The 15,591-nt window shown below is 64.2% G+C and carries 18 protein-coding genes and 1 riboswitch; of the genes, 8 read left to right on the forward strand and 10 right to left on the reverse strand.

Annotation, left to right across the window (positions count from 1 at the left end):
* Positions 1-73 precede the first annotated feature (73 nt).
* The 3 genes from ASH00_RS10500 to ASH00_RS10510 form a co-directional block, all read right to left on the reverse strand.
* The gene (locus ASH00_RS10500) at positions 74-364 is read right to left on the reverse strand and encodes a DUF1540 domain-containing protein (protein WP_056548383.1); all 291 of its coding nucleotides are present in this window, start codon (positions 362-364) and stop codon (positions 74-76) included.
* A 108-nt stretch (positions 365-472) separates the two neighbouring features.
* Positions 473-1,249, reverse strand: coding sequence for a spermidine synthase (locus ASH00_RS10505; protein WP_327019689.1), 777 nt, complete (start codon positions 1,247-1,249; stop codon positions 473-475).
* Positions 1,246-2,472, reverse strand: coding sequence for an aminotransferase class I/II-fold pyridoxal phosphate-dependent enzyme (locus ASH00_RS10510; RefSeq protein ID WP_056548272.1), 1,227 nt, complete (start codon positions 2,470-2,472; stop codon positions 1,246-1,248). Before ASH00_RS10510 ends, ASH00_RS10505 begins: the two co-directional genes overlap by 4 nt.
* 77 nt (positions 2,473-2,549) lie before the next feature.
* Between ASH00_RS10510 and coaD the strand changes: the two genes are divergently transcribed.
* Entirely contained in the window at positions 2,550-3,026 is a 477-nt protein-coding gene (gene coaD / locus ASH00_RS10515) for a pantetheine-phosphate adenylyltransferase (protein ID WP_056548274.1), read from the forward strand.
* A 59-nt stretch (positions 3,027-3,085) separates the two neighbouring features.
* A complete protein-coding gene (locus ASH00_RS16885; RefSeq protein ID WP_200954790.1) occupies positions 3,086-3,397 on the forward strand; it encodes a hypothetical protein in 312 nt (103 codons plus the stop codon).
* A gap of 4 nt (positions 3,398-3,401) precedes the next feature.
* On the opposite strand, the gene ASH00_RS10525 is transcribed toward ASH00_RS16885, so the two are convergent.
* Genes ASH00_RS10525 through ASH00_RS10540 form a run of 4 tightly spaced genes read right to left on the reverse strand, consistent with a single transcriptional unit; the run spans position 3,402 to position 6,410 of the window.
* Complete coding sequence (locus ASH00_RS10525) at positions 3,402-4,439, reverse strand: sulfate/molybdate ABC transporter ATP-binding protein (protein ID WP_056548275.1); 1,038 nt, start codon at positions 4,437-4,439, stop codon at positions 3,402-3,404.
* A complete protein-coding gene (locus tag ASH00_RS10530; protein ID WP_056548389.1) occupies positions 4,436-5,206 on the reverse strand; it encodes an ABC transporter permease in 771 nt (256 codons plus the stop codon). The genes ASH00_RS10525 and ASH00_RS10530 overlap by 4 nt, the downstream gene beginning before the upstream one ends.
* Before the next feature lie 17 nt (positions 5,207-5,223).
* Positions 5,224-5,979 (reverse strand): molybdate ABC transporter substrate-binding protein, encoded by a 756-nt coding sequence (gene modA / locus ASH00_RS10535; protein ID WP_200954791.1) that lies wholly within the window; start codon positions 5,977-5,979, stop codon positions 5,224-5,226.
* Positions 5,976-6,410, reverse strand: coding sequence for a TOBE domain-containing protein (locus tag ASH00_RS10540; protein ID WP_056548277.1), 435 nt, complete (start codon positions 6,408-6,410; stop codon positions 5,976-5,978). Before ASH00_RS10540 ends, modA begins: the two co-directional genes overlap by 4 nt.
* Before the next feature lie 217 nt (positions 6,411-6,627).
* Between ASH00_RS10540 and ASH00_RS10545 the strand changes: the two genes are divergently transcribed.
* The 6 genes from ASH00_RS10545 to ASH00_RS10570 all read left to right on the forward strand — a co-directional run bounded on the left by ASH00_RS10545 (position 6,628) and on the right by ASH00_RS10570 (position 10,763).
* The gene (locus ASH00_RS10545) at positions 6,628-7,161 is read left to right on the forward strand and encodes a YceD family protein (RefSeq protein WP_082566049.1); all 534 of its coding nucleotides are present in this window, start codon (positions 6,628-6,630) and stop codon (positions 7,159-7,161) included.
* Positions 7,162-7,163: 2 nt separating this feature from the next.
* A complete protein-coding gene (gene rpmF / locus ASH00_RS10550) occupies positions 7,164-7,367 on the forward strand; it encodes a 50S ribosomal protein L32 (RefSeq protein ID WP_056548281.1) in 204 nt (67 codons plus the stop codon).
* 56 nt (positions 7,368-7,423) lie between these two features.
* Positions 7,424-8,155: a ribonuclease III gene (gene rnc / locus ASH00_RS10555; protein WP_056548283.1), complete on the forward strand. Its 732-nt coding sequence runs from the start codon at positions 7,424-7,426 to the stop codon at positions 8,153-8,155.
* Positions 8,156-8,170: 15 nt separating this feature from the next.
* Positions 8,171-9,181: a bifunctional DNA-formamidopyrimidine glycosylase/DNA-(apurinic or apyrimidinic site) lyase gene (mutM, locus tag ASH00_RS10560; protein ID WP_056548285.1), complete on the forward strand. Its 1,011-nt coding sequence runs from the start codon at positions 8,171-8,173 to the stop codon at positions 9,179-9,181.
* An 84-nt stretch (positions 9,182-9,265) separates the two neighbouring features.
* Positions 9,266-9,547: a hypothetical protein gene (locus ASH00_RS10565; RefSeq protein WP_056548287.1), complete on the forward strand. Its 282-nt coding sequence runs from the start codon at positions 9,266-9,268 to the stop codon at positions 9,545-9,547.
* A gap of 111 nt (positions 9,548-9,658) precedes the next feature.
* Positions 9,659-9,838: riboswitch (cyclic di-AMP (ydaO/yuaA leader) on the forward strand.
* 4 nt (positions 9,839-9,842) lie between these two features.
* A complete protein-coding gene (locus ASH00_RS10570; protein ID WP_056548289.1) occupies positions 9,843-10,763 on the forward strand; it encodes a C40 family peptidase in 921 nt (306 codons plus the stop codon).
* A gap of 131 nt (positions 10,764-10,894) precedes the next feature.
* On the opposite strand, the gene ASH00_RS10575 is transcribed toward ASH00_RS10570, so the two are convergent.
* Genes ASH00_RS10575 through ASH00_RS10585 form a run of 3 tightly spaced genes read right to left on the reverse strand, consistent with a single transcriptional unit; the run spans position 10,895 to position 15,491 of the window.
* Positions 10,895-11,884: an NAD-dependent epimerase/dehydratase family protein gene (locus ASH00_RS10575; RefSeq protein ID WP_056548290.1), complete on the reverse strand. Its 990-nt coding sequence runs from the start codon at positions 11,882-11,884 to the stop codon at positions 10,895-10,897.
* Entirely contained in the window at positions 11,881-14,475 is a 2,595-nt protein-coding gene (locus ASH00_RS10580; protein ID WP_056548292.1) for an alpha/beta fold hydrolase, read from the reverse strand. Before ASH00_RS10580 ends, ASH00_RS10575 begins: the two co-directional genes overlap by 4 nt.
* Positions 14,469-15,491 (reverse strand): 3-oxoacyl-ACP synthase III, encoded by a 1,023-nt coding sequence (locus tag ASH00_RS10585; RefSeq protein ID WP_056548294.1) that lies wholly within the window; start codon positions 15,489-15,491, stop codon positions 14,469-14,471. The genes ASH00_RS10580 and ASH00_RS10585 overlap by 7 nt, the downstream gene beginning before the upstream one ends.
* Positions 15,492-15,591: the final 100 nt, after the last annotated feature.

Genomic DNA, 15,591 nt, shown 5'->3' on the forward strand with positions numbered 1-15,591 from the left:
GGGTGCACGTAGGAGTGCCCGTCTCCTGTAGCCACAGATGCAGGGGACGGGCACTATTCATGCCGGAGCGGCGCTACCGTGGCTGGTAGGAAAGGCAGTCAGCCAGATCAGAACCGGACCCGATCTTCACGTCGTGCTTGTTGCACATGAGATGGCTGTTGTGAACGCACTCGTTGCGTTGGCAGGCACCCACATGCGCAAGGACCATCGGCAGGCCGCCGGTCTCCGAGGTATCGATGAAGGTTGCGCAGGAAGCGTGCTCAGGACTGCCGCTGACTGTGATGGCATACGCGGTGCAGCCGTCGTGGTTGAAGGCGCAGGTGTGAACGGTGCAATCGGATACTTCAGTGACTTCCGTTGTCATGATTCCTCCATCAACGGTGATCGGAAAATTGTCCGTGCAGTAGTTCAACGGTACTGCGGGTTACGGCCCGTGGCACGGGTTCTTTAGCGCATGAAAACTGCGCGTAAATCAGCGCTTTCTACCGGCGAAATCCGTGTAGTCGGCGCCGGTCAGGAGTGCGGCCGGATGCGGTCCCGCAGCCGCAAGGGGCGCCGTCCACGCCGGGTTCCACCAAGTTGACGCCGCCAGCACGATGTTTCCCGCGTGCTGCCCGGTGAACATGGCGGTCTCGCCCAGCGCCGCGACGTCGTACCCGGTCTCCAGCAGCAGGAGCGCCTGTTCGCGAGCGAAGGTCAGCGGAGGATCATCGCCTACGTTCACAAGCACAACGCCGCCGGGTGCGGCCGCCCTGGTGAGGAGGCGGTAAACCTCCGGCGTGGCTAATTCGGTGGCACCGTCGGCACCGGAGAATACATCGAGAACGACGGCGTCAAACGCACCTTCAGTGCAGGCGGTTAGTGTGTCGCTCGCGTCTTCTACCAGTAGCTCGCAGTCGGTACCCGGTGGTAGCGGCAGGTGCTCCACCACGAAAGCAAGCAGTTCCCGCTCGCGCTCGACGGCAACCTGGCGGGATCCGGGACGGGTGGCCTGTACGTAACGAGCAAGGGTCAGTGCACCTGCTCCGAGGTGCAGGACGCGTATCGGCTGGCCGGCTGGCTTGAAGACGTCAAGGACGTTCGCGATCCGGCGGAGGTACTCATAAAAAACGTTGCGTGGATCGGCGAGGTCGACGTGCGACTGCTGCGCACCGCCGATGCTCAGGATGAAGGCGCCATCGTTATGGGCATCCATGTCAATTTCAGCATGCGCACCTGCCGCGCGGAGGTAGCGGGACGGCACGCTCACAGCCGCTCCCGGAGCGAGGACAGGCGGTGTACCGCGTCGGCGAGCACTTCCTCCTTCTTGCAGAACGCGAAGCGCAGGAGTGAGCGGGTGCGCCGTGCTCCTGCCTCATGACAGAACACCGGAACGGGGATTGCCGCCACACCAACCAGTTCCGGCATGCGCCTGGCCAGGGCGACGGCATCGGTGACGCCGAGCGGAGCTGCATCGACGACGGTGAAGTAAGTCGCCTGCGGGGTGAAGACGTCAAAGCCGGCGGCACTGAGGCCTTCCCCCAGGAGGTCCCGCCTGTTCCGGAGGGAGTCGGCGATCGCGCGGTAGAAGGAGTCCTCCAGACCCAACCCGAGCGCCACAGCGCCCTGGAACGGAGTGCCGGAACTGTAGCTGAGGAAGGATTTCACGCTGCGGACTGAATCCACCAGGTCAGCAGGCCCGGTCAACCAACCAATTTTCCAGCCGGTCACCGAGAACGTCTTTCCTGCTGAGGAGATCGTGACTGTGCGCTCCCATGCACCGGGCAGCGTGGCTACCGGGATATGTGTCGCTGCGAACGTCAGATGCTCGTACACCTCGTCGGTGACAATGATGGCGCCGAAGCGCTCGGCCAGTTCAACGACGCGGACAAGCGTTTCCCGGGTGAACACGGTGCCCATGGGATTATGCGGGTTATTCACCACGATCACCCGGGTACGCTCACTCATGGCGGCTTCAAGGGCTTCCAGATCCGGTTGGTACGCCGGTCCCACCAGCGGCGCAGTGGTGTGCCGGGCTCCGCTGAGGCCGATGATGGCACCGTAGGAGTCATAGAACGGCTCGAACGTCAGCACCTCGTCCCCCGGCCCGGCGAAGGCGAGGATTGACGCGGCTATCGCCTCAGTGGCGCCCGTGGACACAACAACTTCCCGTTCGGCGTCAACGGGCAGTCCGTAGAAGCGCTGCTGGTGAGCTGCAATCGCCTCCCGGAGCACGGGGAGCCCACGCCCGGGGGCGTACTGGTTCATACCGGAGGCGATGTTCTCGCGGGCGGCATTCAGGAGGAGTTCAGGCCCGTCCTCGTCCGGGTAGCCCTGGCCCAGGTTGATCGCATTGTGCTGCCCGGCGAGCGCCGTTATCTCTTCGAAAATAACGGTTCCGAGGCTGCCGTCGGGGGAGAGAAGGTTTGCACCCCGGGCGGTTCGCTGCCAACCGGAGAGTTGTCCTGCCGCGGCGGATTGGTTCGATTCCATGTCATCCAGTATCTCGAACCCGCGATTCCGGTTGGGACACGACTGAAAACCCTCCTCTCACGCGGTAGATTCGTTGTATGCGTCGAGCCGTCTGCCCTGGATCCTTTGACCCCATTCACAATGGGCATCTCGAGGTTATTGCCCGTGCCGCCAGCCTTTTCGACGAAGTGATCGTCGCAGTCTCCACCAACTACGCAAAGAAGTACCGGTTCGAGCTCGAGGACCGGCTGGAGATTGCCCGCGAAACTCTCACATTCCTCCGCGGCGTTTCTGTGCTGCCCATGGGCGACGGACTCCTGGCGGATTTCTGCCGGAAGCAGGGTGCAAACCTGATCGTCAAGGGCGTGCGGTCAAGCGCGGACTTCGAGTACGAGCTGCCGATGGCTGCAATGAACCGCCAGTTGGCCGGAGTTGAGACCGTGTTCATACCGGCGGAGGCAAGCTACTCGCACCTCTCGTCGACGCTCTTGAAGGAGGTTGCGGGCCTGGGCGGTGACATTTCGCCCTTTGTTCCCAAGGCTGTGCTCAAGCGGCTGAACGAAGATGCTCACTGAATTGCCTACGCTTCAGTAGAATCAGGACTACCAGTGCCGGGCGGACAAAAGAGGACACAGTGGGCAAGAGCCGAATCAAGCCTCAGGACACGTTTCCTGACAACCTGAATCAGCTTGAGGATAACCAGGTAGAGGTCCTCAACAGCAAGGTGCACCGTCAGCTTGAGGTCGAGTACGTCGAGGAAGGCACTCCGGATCCGGAGACGGAACACCGGCAGGAGGAGCTGAACGAGGAACTTGATGACAGGGACCTCCTGTCGGAGGTTTCTACCGAGCACACCGGGCCGGCGTCTTCTAACAACGACGCCGGTGCGCCGCAGGTTGCTGGTTCGCCCGAAGACGCTGTCGATCGGAAAGCCGACAGCCGCTGAGGGCTCAGCGCAGATAGATCTCGACTTCGGCGGACTTCACGCTGAAGTACACCTCTGCCCCCGGCAGCAGGTCGAGTTCCGCTGCAGACGCCGTGGTGATCTCCGCGCTCAGATGATCGGCCCGCACAGTGGTGCGTCCGCCGTGCTGCTCGAGGTCGGTGATGGTCACGGCCAGCACGTTCCGCGGACTACCTGTCGGTCGGAGCCGGTGGACCGCCACGGCGCGCGGGCTGAAGACGGCAGCAGCCTCCTCGCCCGCCGGAAGGTCCCGATCCTGCAGCGCCGCCAGCTGTACGCCTCCCGGCGTACGGAGACCATCGCGCGTTGTCGTGCCGGTCATGAGGTTCACCCCGGCGAGTCCTGCAGCGAAGCTGCTGCGCGGTCGTTCGAGGACCAACCTGGTGGGTCCGTCCTCAACGATCCGCCCGCCGTCGACAATCACAACGCGGTCGGCCAGCAGCAGAGCGTCGACGATGTCATGGGTGACGATGATCGCGCTGCGCCCCTCGAGTACCCGTCGGAGCATCCTGCGCACCATCGGTGCCACCGAAATGTCCAGTGCAGCCAATGGCTCGTCCAACAGCAGAAGCGCAGGCTCAGCGGCCAACGCCCGTGCAACGGCCACCCGTTGCGCCTGTCCGCCGGAAAGGCTCACTGGCCGGCGGTGTGCAAGGTCGGCTGCGTCCACTTCTCGAAGCCAGCGGTGGGCTTCTTTGCGGGCTGCGCTCCGCGGTACGCCGGCGCACCGGGGGCCAAAAGCCACGTTCTCCAGAACCGAAAGGTGCGGGAAAAGCAGCGCATCCTGCGCCAACAGGACGATACCGCGGGTATGCGGCGCAAGCCACTCGCCGTCGTCGTACAGGGTTTTCCCATCCAGGGTGGCCGAGCCACAGTCCGGGCGAAGCAGGCCGGCCAGCACGCTGAGCAGCGTGGATTTCCCAGCGCCATTAGGCCCCATGAGCGCGACCGTCTCTCCGGTGGCGAGGGAGAACCGGACGTTGAAATCCCGGGCTGGAACGTGCGCGGTGAAATCCAGGCTCATGGTGCATTGCCCTCATGAATCCGGTGCGCCACTGCGACCACCAGCACCGCAACCGCGACGAGCACGAGGGACAACGCCACCGCGGCGTCCGGGTCAGTCTCCCGCTGCAGATAGATTTCGAGCGGCAGCGTCCGGGTGACGCCCTGCAGGCTTCCGGCGAACGTCAGCGTCGCCCCGAACTCGCCAAGCGCGCGGGCGAAGGACAGCACGGCACCGGAAACGATCCCGGGCCGCACGAGGGGAAGGCTCACCCGCCGCAGCACCGTGGTGGGTCCCGCCCCCAGCGTTGCAGCGACGGCCTCGTACCGGGTACCTGCAGTGCGCAGGGCGCCCTCGAGGCTCAGCACGAGGAACGGCAGCGCGACGAATGTCTGCGCCAGCACGACGGCGGCGGTCGAGAACGCGATGTCCACCCCTAACACCCGCAGCGACTCGCCAAGCAAGCCCTGCCTGCCAAACGTGTAGAGCAGAGCGATACCGCCGACCACAGGCGGCAGCACCAACGGCAGGAGCACGAGCGCCCGGAGGACGCGCTGGCCCCTGAACCGGGTGCGCGCGAGGGCGTACGCCATGGGCACACCGAAAAGGACGCAGAGCAACGTACTTGTTCCTGAGGTCTGGAGGCTCAGGAGCAGCGCGGCGCGTGAGGAGTCGGAGGTCACCAACTCTGCGAACCGGGACCAGTCCACGCGAAGAACGAGTGCGGTGAGCGGCACAATGAGGAACAGGGCCCCCGCCGCTGCGACCGCAAGAAGCCAGCGCGGCATTCCGGAATAGACTCCGGTCACTGGGCGGGCTTCCCGAAGCCGTGGGATGACAGTATCTCCTGGCCACTCTCTCCAAGGACGAGGTCAATGAAGTCCGAGGCCGGATCCCCGCTGCTTCCAACCGCTGCGATCGGATAGGTGTTTACTGCCTGCGCGGCGGCATCGAACGGTACGCCGTCCACGCCCCCGCCCGCGGCGTCAACATCGGTGACATAGACCAGCCCGGCATCGGCCTGCCCGGAGGAGACCTTGCCAAGGACGTCGGTAACCGAGCCCTCCTCGCTGACGGGCTCAAGCCAGACGCCGCTTACTTCCTGCGCTGCCGCAGCCGCGGCTCCGCAGGGCACCTGCGGAGCGCACAGCACCGTGGCAATACCAGGCTCTGTGAGTGACTCAAGAGATTCGATACCGAGCGGGTTTCCCGCTGCCACTGCGATGGTCAGCACGTTGGTGGCGAACGTCTTCGACGGCGAGGCCAGTAGGCCCTCGGCAGCTACCTGCTCCATCGTGGCAGCATTCGCCGGGGCGAAGACCTCGGCGGGCGCCCCGGCGATGATCTGAGTCGCCAGGTCCGATGATCCCGCAAGGTTCAGTTGCACGCTCAGTCCGGGATGGGCGGCTTCAAATTCTGCGGCGATTTCCTCGAAGGGAGCCTGGAGGGAAGCGGCTGCGTAGACGTTGAGGACGCCATCGGTCGCCGGATCCGTGTTGCTGCAGGAGGCGAGGGCAAACACGACGACGGCGCTCACCAGCCTGCGCAAGCGGCGCGTCACCGGGGGCCGCCGGCTGAACGGGGTTGAGAGGTGAAATCAACCGCTGATGTCTCAACGATGACGTTGGTTGCCTTGATGACAGCAACAGCAACGGTGCCCGGCTCAATCCCAAGCTCGCGTACCGCTTCGCTGCTCATCAGGGAAACAACCCGGAGCGGTCCGCACTGGAGCTCCACCTGTGACATCACCCTGTCGCTGGTTACCTCTGTCACCAGCCCCACAAAGCGGTTGCGGGCGGACGTTGCAACACCGTGCGGGTCTGCGGGAAGGACAGCGCGATCGCGTGCCAGGCGTGCGAGCTCCAGTCCGTCGACAGAGAGGACACCCGATGAGCGGTTAGCGCCCAGGATTCCATCGTCGATCCAGCGGCGCACGGTATCGGTACTGACGCCCAGAAACTGCGCAGCGTCTCGGATGCGTATTTGAGTCACATGATTCAATCTATCGTGGTATTTGCGTTCACATGACCTGTATTTGAACGGATTTCTTCGTCCGGGTCGAGACCATGGCGGAGTGGGTTTGGGGCGGGGCTTTGTTTCGGGCTAAGATGGTTCGTCGGTCACATGTTCTACAGGAGTTTTCATTAAAAGCGATCTCAGTTCGCCCCTGGTCTTCAACGTCAGGGATCTTGGGCGCAGCCCGGGGAGCATGCGGACAGTCGAGGAACATGTGCCCGCGCCGAAAGATTTTGGTGTGGCGCTCATCGGCGTTCAGGAAGGCTCCAGCATGGAGTTGGACCTGAGGTTCGAGGCTGTACACGAGGGGATCCTGGTATCCGGAACCGTTGACGTCGAAGTATCCGGCGAATGCGGCAGGTGCCTGGACCCGCTCAGCTACGGCACCAGTGTCGATGTGCAGGAACTCTTCTACTACGACGCCCCTGAGATGGCGGAGGATGAAGAGGAGGACCTGCAGCGTCAGGTCGAGAATGACACAGTCAATCTCGAACCGGTGCTGCGGGACGCAGTAGTGACATCGCTGCCGTTCCAGCCGGTATGCCGGGAGGACTGCCAGGGTTTGTGCGCTGAATGTGGTGCTCGCCTGGAAGATGACCCCGGACACCGGCACGAGGTCCTTGACCCCCGCTGGGCTGCTCTGACAGGGTTGGCCGGTGCGGCCGCCGGCCCTGAGGCAGCGGAACCAGAAGTTAAGACAGAGTCAGACAAGAGAGAAGAGAGTTAGTCGTGGCTGTTCCCAAGCGGAAAATGTCCCGCTCGAATACGCGTGCACGCCGGTCCCAGTGGAAGGCTGTTGCTCCCAAGCTGGTGAAGACGGTGGAGAACGGTCGCGTCACTTACAGCCTTGCCCACCAGGCCAAGGTTGTCACCGATTCCGCCGGCACTGAGTTGTTCCTTGAGTACAAGGGCCGCAAGGTAGCCGACGTCTAAATGCCAAGAGCACCGGTTTACGGTGCTTGAGGCTTCGATCGCGAAAGCGTCGCCGCGTGGAGAGTTCAGAAGATCTTTTGAAGCGTCTCGGTGTCACTATTGACGCCGAGACGCTTCGTCTTGCCCTGACACATCGGTCCTATGCGTATGAACAGGGCGGAATCCCTACCAACGAACGCCTCGAATTCCTCGGCGACTCCGTCCTCGGGCTTTCGGTCACGGACGCTCTCTACAGGGACAATCCTGATCTTTCAGAGGGTGAACTCGCGAAGAGGCGTTCGGCGGTGGTGAGTACCCGCGCCCTCGCGAAGATTGCCCGCGGCCTCGATCTCGGGCAGCACATCCTCCTGGGACAGGGAGAGAAGCTCACCAATGGCTGGGACAAATCCTCAATCCTTGCTGACACCATGGAAGCCATCATCGGCGCTACCTATCTCAGCAACGGCATGGAGACCGCGCGGTGCCTCGTCATGCGCATCATCGGTCCGGTGCTCCGGGACGCCGCAGCCCTTGGCGCCGGAACGGACTGGAAGACCAGCATCCAGGAAATCGCCGCGGCACAGCGCATGGGGGTTATCGACTACAAGGTGACGGGCTTCGGGCCTGACCATGACCGCCGGTTCGAGGCCGTCCTGGTGATCGGCGGAGCGACCTACGGCTCAGGGTCCGGGCGCTCCAAGAAGGAGGCCGAGCAGGAGGCTGCCTCTGCCTCGTGGAAGCTGCTTCAGCCTGAGGTAAACCAACTGCCTCTCGCACACGCGGACGCACAGCTCCGCCACTCCACGTGATCTTTGCACCTCGTTATGCCTGAGCTTCCCGAGGCGGAGGTAGTGCGCAGGGGTCTCGCGCGCTGGGTTCGCGGGCGCCGCATCGAGGCGGTCGACGTCCTGGACCCCCGTTCAATCCGCCGCCATGCCCTCGGCACCGAGGATTTCATTGGAAACCTCATCGGAGCCCGCGTCAGCGATGCCGTGCGTCGGGGCAAGTTCCTCTGGCTGCCCCTTACCCTCACCGATGACGACGGCGGCTCCCGGCCTGCGCCGTCACCGGACCTGGCGTCCTCAAAGGAACTCCCAAACGGCAGGCCGCCAGTTGCGCTCATGGCGCATCTTGGAATGAGCGGCCAGTTGCTGGTCGAGGACCGCACCCAGCCGGACGAGAAGCACCTGAAGGTTCGCCTTCGGCTGTCTCCGGCTGCTGGGCACCAGCCGGTGCCGGAGGAGCTTCGTTTCGTGGACCAGCGGATCTTCGGCGGGCTTTTTGTCACGAGCATGGTGGCAACAGCTGATGGTCTTCCCGGCGGACTGGGGGAGAACCTCGTTCCCCTGGTGCCGGTTGAAGCGGCGCACATCGCACGTGACCCGCTGGACCCTGCATTCTCGTTCGAGGATTTCTACCGCAAGCTGCATTCCCGCCGCACGGGGCTCAAGCGCGCCTTGCTCGACCAGACGCTCGTCTCGGGAATCGGAAACATCTATGCCGACGAATCATTGTGGGCAGCGAAGCTGCACTACGCCCGCCCCACTGACACCCTTCGGCGTGCAGAAGCCTCGCGACTGGTCGAGTCGTGCAGGGACGTCATGATCCGGGCGCTCGAGGCAGGCGGCACCAGCTTCGATTCGCTTTACGTCAACGTGAACGGCGCGTCCGGGTACTTTGAGCGCGCGCTGAACGCCTACGGGCGGGAGCGGGAGCCCTGTCGGCGATGCTTCGAGAATGGTTTGGATTCCCTGATCCGGCGCGACACCTTCATGAACCGGTCCTCATACACGTGCCCCAGATGCCAGCCACGGCCGCGTAACGGACGCTGGTGAGCGGCTCCGACGTGACAAAAGTAAGTAAGCTGACTAGATTCGGTATCTCAGTATCTCAGTACCCGACACGTCAGGAGTATCGCGATGAAGAACAAGTTGGTTTTTGCAGCAGGTATGGCAGCAGGCTACGTTCTGGGCGCCCGGGCCGGTCGTGCAAGCTATGAGCAGATCAAAGTGAAGGCCAACGAGCTCTGGAACAACCCGAAGGTCCAGGACAAGGTTTCCCAGGCATCGGAGACGGTAAAAACGAAGGCTCCGGAGGTTCAGGCGCAGGCAGAGCAGGCCCTGAAAAAGGCACAGTCAGCCATGCATCGCAATGGCGATCAGGACGGCCCCAAAAGCGCGCAGGACGAGTACAAAATCTAATCCGGTGGGGCCCAACCGGCGCTTCTCGTGATCGAAATGTGACATCCAGCCGGAAAGAATGTAACGTTATGGACACGCCGGGCTCAAAAGCCCGGCTTCCTTCTGGTGGATTGCCTAATCCTGCCGCCGTCGGAAGGTCCGTTCGCTACACACTGCGGCAGGAGCGGGGGAACCAGATAGCGGGCTTCTTCAGAAGTCCTAGGGGTGAAGACGTACCGGTCCAAGACCAGTAGTCCGGGTGGCTCCCATCCGAATCCGACAGCTAACTCCGCCGGCATTGGGAGAGGCTATTTCCGTGTCCAAAAACCGTCATATCGCACGCCACCGTGCAACCCCGCCCAGCACCATGCAGGTCGTTTCCAAGGCAGTCAGCTCTCACGCCGGCACCGTTGGCCGCCCAGCAGCCGTTGTTGTAGCAGCTTCCGGAATCATGTTCGGAGCGGCCCTGCCAGCAAGCGCGGGCACCACCACTTACACCCCAGCACCGTCAGTCGAGGCCAACGTCCAGGCTGCAGCCGCTCCTGTGGCCCCGGCAGCTCCGGTTGCTCCGGCTCCCGTGGCACCGGCTCCGGCCGTCAATGCTCCGACCCACACCGTGCAGTCCGGGGACACCCTCGGCTCGATCGCAGCGAACTATGGCGTCAGCCTGGACGCCGTGTTCGCTGCTAACGGCCTCGGCTGGGATTCGATCATCTACCCGGGTCAGGTCATCAGCCTCTCCGGTAGCGCTGCTGCCGCTCCGGCTCCTGCCGCAGCTCCGGCGCCCGCTCCGGTACAGCAGATCCAGGTAGCAGCTCCGGCAGCCGCGCCTGCAGTACAGGTACAGGCAGCTGCTGTTGCTCCGGCACCGGTCGAGACCAGCACCATGGGCATCAGCCTTGCCTCCAGCAACATCCAGGTTGCAGACAACTCGGGCAGCGCCAGCGGCGCAGGCATCCTTGCGTCGGCTCGGGCCCAGCTCGCAGCCGGTGCTATCCAGGATTGCACTGTGCTCCTCGAAAAGGCCCTTGGTACGGGCGATCTCGGACCGGCACAGTTCGCTGCCTACGGTACCCCGGTTAGCACACCTGCACCGGGTGACATTGTCATCACGGGCGGACACGTAGCCGTCTACGCCGGCAACGGCCAGGTCATCAGCAGCGGAATGAATGGTGCAAACCTCACCATGCAGCACCCGCTGAGCGATCTGCCGGGCGCCTACTTCGTGCGCGTCTAATCTTCGCGTTAGTCTCTCGTCGCTGGGGAGGACCTGTAACGGTCCTTCCCAGCGGCATTTAATGAACCAACGCGACAGGTGGCAGGCTGACGAGGCTGAGGGCCCGATCGCAAACTGTCAGTTACTGAGCATCAGTGCCTGATGCGCGACGCTGAATCGCCATAGTGCGCGGCGAGGCGTGCAAATCCCTCGTCCAGGCTCACCTCCGGAGTCCAGCCAAGCAGGGACCTGGTGTGCCGCTGGTCGAACCAATGGGCCGTTGACAACTGCTCCGCGAGGAAGCGGGTCATGGGAGGCTCGCTGTCGGCCTTGGAAGCGCGCCAGATACTTTCGACGACGCTGCCGGCCGCTCTGCCTACCCAGCCTGGGATCGATCGCCGGGGTTCCCGGACGCCGCCGGCGGAGCAAATGCGGGCGAGGAGCTCACCGATCGGGCGCGGTTCACCGTTCGTGATGACCAGCGGGGATCCGGAGATGTACTCCATCCGGTCAAGGGCGGCAGCGATGGCCGATGCCGCATTGTCCACGTAGGTTGTGTCAACGAGCGCGGTTCCACCGGCAAGCAGCGGCAGCCTGCCGGCGCGTGCCCGGCTGAGTACCCGCTCTACCAGCTGGGTGTCACCGGGTCCCCAGACGATATGGGGGCGCAGAACCGCGACCGGCATCTGGCCGTCGTTCGCCTCGAGAGCAAGAATCTCCGCCTGCGCCTTGGTGCGCGCATAGGATCCGCGGGCGAGCTCCGGCTGAGCCGGCCCGGCAACCGCCCCAACCAGCGACGCTCCGGTGTGGGCCACTGACGGCGAGGAAACGTACACGAAGTGCTGAACGCCCGCGGACCGGGCCGCAGCCAGGAGCCCAGCTGTGCCGAGCACATTGGTGCGGTAGAAATCATCCGGATTGCCGGTGACAGACACCTTTGCCGCGAGGTGAATGACGGCGTCGACCCCCGCGACGGCGTTCGCAAGGGCGGAACCGTCGGCGAGGTCACCTGCTAGGTCCTCCGCGCCCGGCACACCGGAGGGACGCCGCTGGAAGGTCCTGACATCGCGGCCGTTGCGCAGGAGCAGGGACGCCACCGCGCCGCCTAGCATCCCGCTGGCACCGGTGACGAGGACCTTCACGGCCTCTTCCTCCCACGCCCCTGGAGCGCGTCGCCGGCCCACGCAGCTACTGCTGTACGGTCGATTTTTGCGTTATGCCGGATATCGGTCGGAAGGGCGGACAGCGTGAGGACTGCAGCGAGACGGACTCCGCCCGGCCGGACAACGTCCCGGACCATAGCCGACAAAGGGCCGGACGCCAGGCCCGCCTGATCGGCGGCATCCACAGGAACGACGGCGGCGACAACGGCCTGTGTGCCCGTCGGACCGACACCGACCACGGCCGCCTGGCGAACCTCCTTCAACTGTTCGATCGACTGCTCGGGGCCCACGGGTGTCAGAACGCCGTCTGCGGACGTGATGACGTGTGCAAGCCGGCCCTCCACCCAGAGCCGTCCGTCCGCGTCGAGATGCCCGACGTCCCCGGTGCGGTGCCAGCCCGCGGTGCGTGATGATGCCCGTTCCGTGATCCACAACCGGTGATAGCGGTCTTTGACGTGCGGAGCACGCACGAGGATCTCGCCCGTAACGCCTGGCAGAGCTGCAGGCACACCGGTGGCAGTGCCCTTGGGGTCAAGCGCACTGATACTGATTTCCGCGCCCGGTACCGCTCTTCCAACACAGACGCCGTTCCCGGCTCCTGTTACAGAACTGTCCAGGGCTTCGCGAATGTCCTCGAGCTGTATGTCAGTGACGGGCAGCGCCTCTGTCATGCCGTAGGGCGTGTGCAGTGCGGCACCGGGTACCAATGGCTGCAATTGCTCCAGGAGATTCACGGGAATCGGGGCTCCTGCAGAGAGCAGCACGCTGACGCGTTGCAAGGCATCCTTGCGACCGGGCGCAATGCCCGAGGCTGTGGCCAGGACGTTGCGCAGGGCAGCGGGGGAAGCGAAAACCGTGGTCGCGTCGATGGCCGCGGCGGCATCGGCCAGCGCCCGCGCAGTCAGCGTCCGCGGAGCGGTGACGTCCATATCGGGGGTCACCGAAGCCGCTCCCAGTGCGGGGCCCAGCAGGGCGAAGGGCGCAAAACCAGCAACGAGAGCGCTGCCCGGCGCAAGGTTGAGAGTTGCAGAGAGAGTGTCCCGCATCGCCGACAGCTGGCGGTGTGTGTACACAACACCTTTCGCCGGTCCTGTCGATCCGGAGGTGAACAGGATCGCCGCGTCGGTATCGGGGGCGGGATCCTCGCCCGCATAGCTCGAGTGCCCAGCGAGGAGGTCTTCGAGGCGGTGACGCACACCGAGGAGTCGCGCCCGTGGCGCTGCTCCGACGCTGATGCGGGTGCCCGGCCACCCGAACAGCCTGCCGGCGACGAGCGCGCGTTCTATGCCGATGAGAAAGTCCGGCACAGTGCCGCGAACGGCGCGGCTGAGCCCCTTGACTCCCAGCCCGGCATCCGCGACCACGATCACAGCGCCCAATCTCAGGCAGGCATAAATCAGCGTGGTCAGCTCAATGCCCGGCGGAACCATCAGGCTGACCCTGCTTCCCGCCCTGACTCCGATCCGGCTGAGGCCGGCGGCGAGGCGGCTGACCCTGTCCTCCAGTTCCTTCCAAGACAGCGAGTCGGCCACCGCACCGTCGCTTCCCATATCTGCCACCGCCAGCATGTCAGCGGCAGGACCGCTGCTCCGCTCGTGGATCTGCTGCCAGAGGGGGGTGAACGCTGCGGAGGGACGGGCGGGACGGCCGTCGTCGTCGTTCTCGGTGCGGTGGTCAAGCCAATCAAAGATTGGCGAGGCGATGTCACGGTCTTCAGCGACCAAATGGCTTGCGCCCTCGAAACGGTGGATATCAGCCTGCGGAAGGCGTTCCGCCAGGTCATCCAGATAGGTGTCCGAAAAGATCGGATCTGCCGGGCCCCAGAGCAGAAACACGGGCACATCGAGTGTGCGGATGGAGTCGGCAATTCGGTTCAACTCCGCTTGGCTTGGGTGCCCGGGACCAACGGGAATGTCAGCGACGAACTGTTCGATGCCTCGGCGTCGGGCGGCTGTCCGGTAAGGCAGGCGGTAAGCCGCCCGTACTTCCCGGGTGAGACGCGGGCGGGCCAGCGCAAGCGTTGTATCGAGGAAAGCGGTTGTTGTCGACGTTCCCACCCGGTGCACGGCGCCGCTGAGAGCGAGGCGCAGCGGCGCGGGAATGGGGGAGCCCGGGTCCTGGTGGATTGCCGTATTGGTCAGGACAACCGCGGTCAGGTTCGCGCGATTGCGGTCTGCAAAGCCAAGGCTGACGACGCCGCCCCAGTCGTGTCCAACTGTTACGAGCGGTCCGCTGAGCCCAACGGCGGAGACGAAATCCTCGAGGTCGCGTACGCGGTCGGCGAGACGCCGCTTGCGGCCGGTCCGCTCGGAATAGCCCATTTCGAGCTGGTCAACGGCGATGACCCGCCAACCGTGCTGGGCGCCCGCCGCCAGCAGGCTGCGCCAGAGGTAGGACCAGGTGGGATTGCCGTGGACACAGAGCAGCGTGCCGCGGAGATCACCGGTTATGGAGGCCAGGTTGTCCAGGTAATGCCACCGGTTGATGGTTCCAGCCGGATCAACATCGGCTGTGGACGGCACATCGAGGTAGGCCGACCACGACGGGTCGACGCCGGGAAGTTCTACCACTCAATCTCCAGCATCGCGGTGTTGAGGCCGGAGCCCACACCCATGCACAGCACGCGGTCGCCGGTAGTGAGCCGCTGGGCTTCCGCGGCGAGCGTCATGGGCAGTGACGCCGGCCCGACGTTGCCCCAGAGAGGGAAGGTCTGGGGGACCCGGGCGGGATCGAGATCGACGGCTTCGATGATCGCCTTGGTATGGGTGGTACTCACCTGGTGGGTCACATAGCGGTCCATGTCCGACCAGTTCCAGTCCTGTTGAGCTTCGGTCCAGGCGTCAACCACCAGCTCCAGGCCGCCGTCGAGCAGCCCCTGTGCGTCCGTATACATGCCGTCGATGCCTCCGACGCACAATTCGTGATGCTCAGTGCCGGCACGCGCCACTCCGCCTAGGACGCGGTGGGAGCCCGGGTGGAGATCCGCCGGGCCCAGAATGGCGGCGGCGGCGCCGGAACCAAGGGTCAGCGTTGCAAACTCCTGCATGAAACTCTCACGCGTGGCCGTTGGTTCATTCAGCCGCCGAAGGGTGGCTTCCTGCGTGGCTTGGGCGTCTTCCCCATTGACCACCATGGCGTACTGGATCTGGCCCGCTTCGATCATGTTCGCCGCCAGGGTCATCCCATTGACAAAACCCAGACACGCATTGGCGACATCAAAATTCATGGCGGAGGACGGCAGCCCCAGACCGTTGTGGATCTTCACAGCAACGGATGGTTCGAGATTGGTGCGGGAGACCGAGGTGTTGATCAGCAGGCCGATCTGGGAAGCCGTGATACCTGTTGATGCGAGGGCCTTGGCGCCCGCTTCAATGGCGCCGTCTTCGAATCCCGTTCCGGGTGCCCACCAGCGCCGCTCGGTGATTCCCGCCACGCGCTGCAATAGCCCCTTGGACAGCCGGAGCCGTTTCAGGGCCGGAGCGAGGATGCGATCGAATTCCGCAGACGTGACGATGACCGGTGCCTCTACACTTTCCACGCCGAGGAGCGCGGTGTTGTGATGTCGGAAGTTGAAATTACCGGTCAAATTTCCTGCCTCGTGTCCGTCTATTCCCTGTGCGGGTGGTCCGCTGGTCCGCTGTTCGCTGCACCGGAACCGATAGCGCTTTGCCGGCAGTGGATGCCAA

The sequence above is a fragment of the Arthrobacter sp. Soil782 genome, from assembly GCF_001428435.1.
Classification (GTDB): domain Bacteria; phylum Actinomycetota; class Actinomycetes; order Actinomycetales; family Micrococcaceae; genus Arthrobacter_D; species Arthrobacter_D parietis.

Excerpts from the sequence above, each read along its gene's own strand:
- ASH00_RS10500 (WP_056548383.1), bottom strand. The coding sequence starts at position 364 with ATGACAACGGAAGTCACTGAAGTATCCGATTGCACCGTTCACACCTGC.
- ASH00_RS10510 (WP_056548272.1), bottom strand. The coding sequence starts at position 2,472 with ATGGAATCGAACCAATCCGCCGCGGCAGGACAACTCTCCGGTTGGCAG.
- coaD (WP_056548274.1), top strand. The coding sequence starts at position 2,550 with ATGCGTCGAGCCGTCTGCCCTGGATCCTTTGACCCCATTCACAATGGG.
- ASH00_RS10525 (WP_056548275.1), bottom strand. The coding sequence starts at position 4,439 with ATGAGCCTGGATTTCACCGCGCACGTTCCAGCCCGGGATTTCAACGTC.
- ASH00_RS10530 (WP_056548389.1), bottom strand. The coding sequence starts at position 5,206 with ATGCCGCGCTGGCTTCTTGCGGTCGCAGCGGCGGGGGCCCTGTTCCTC.
- ASH00_RS10545 (WP_082566049.1), top strand. The coding sequence starts at position 6,628 with ATGCGGACAGTCGAGGAACATGTGCCCGCGCCGAAAGATTTTGGTGTG.
- mutM (WP_056548285.1), top strand. The coding sequence starts at position 8,171 with ATGCCTGAGCTTCCCGAGGCGGAGGTAGTGCGCAGGGGTCTCGCGCGC.
- ASH00_RS10565 (WP_056548287.1), top strand. The coding sequence starts at position 9,266 with ATGAAGAACAAGTTGGTTTTTGCAGCAGGTATGGCAGCAGGCTACGTT.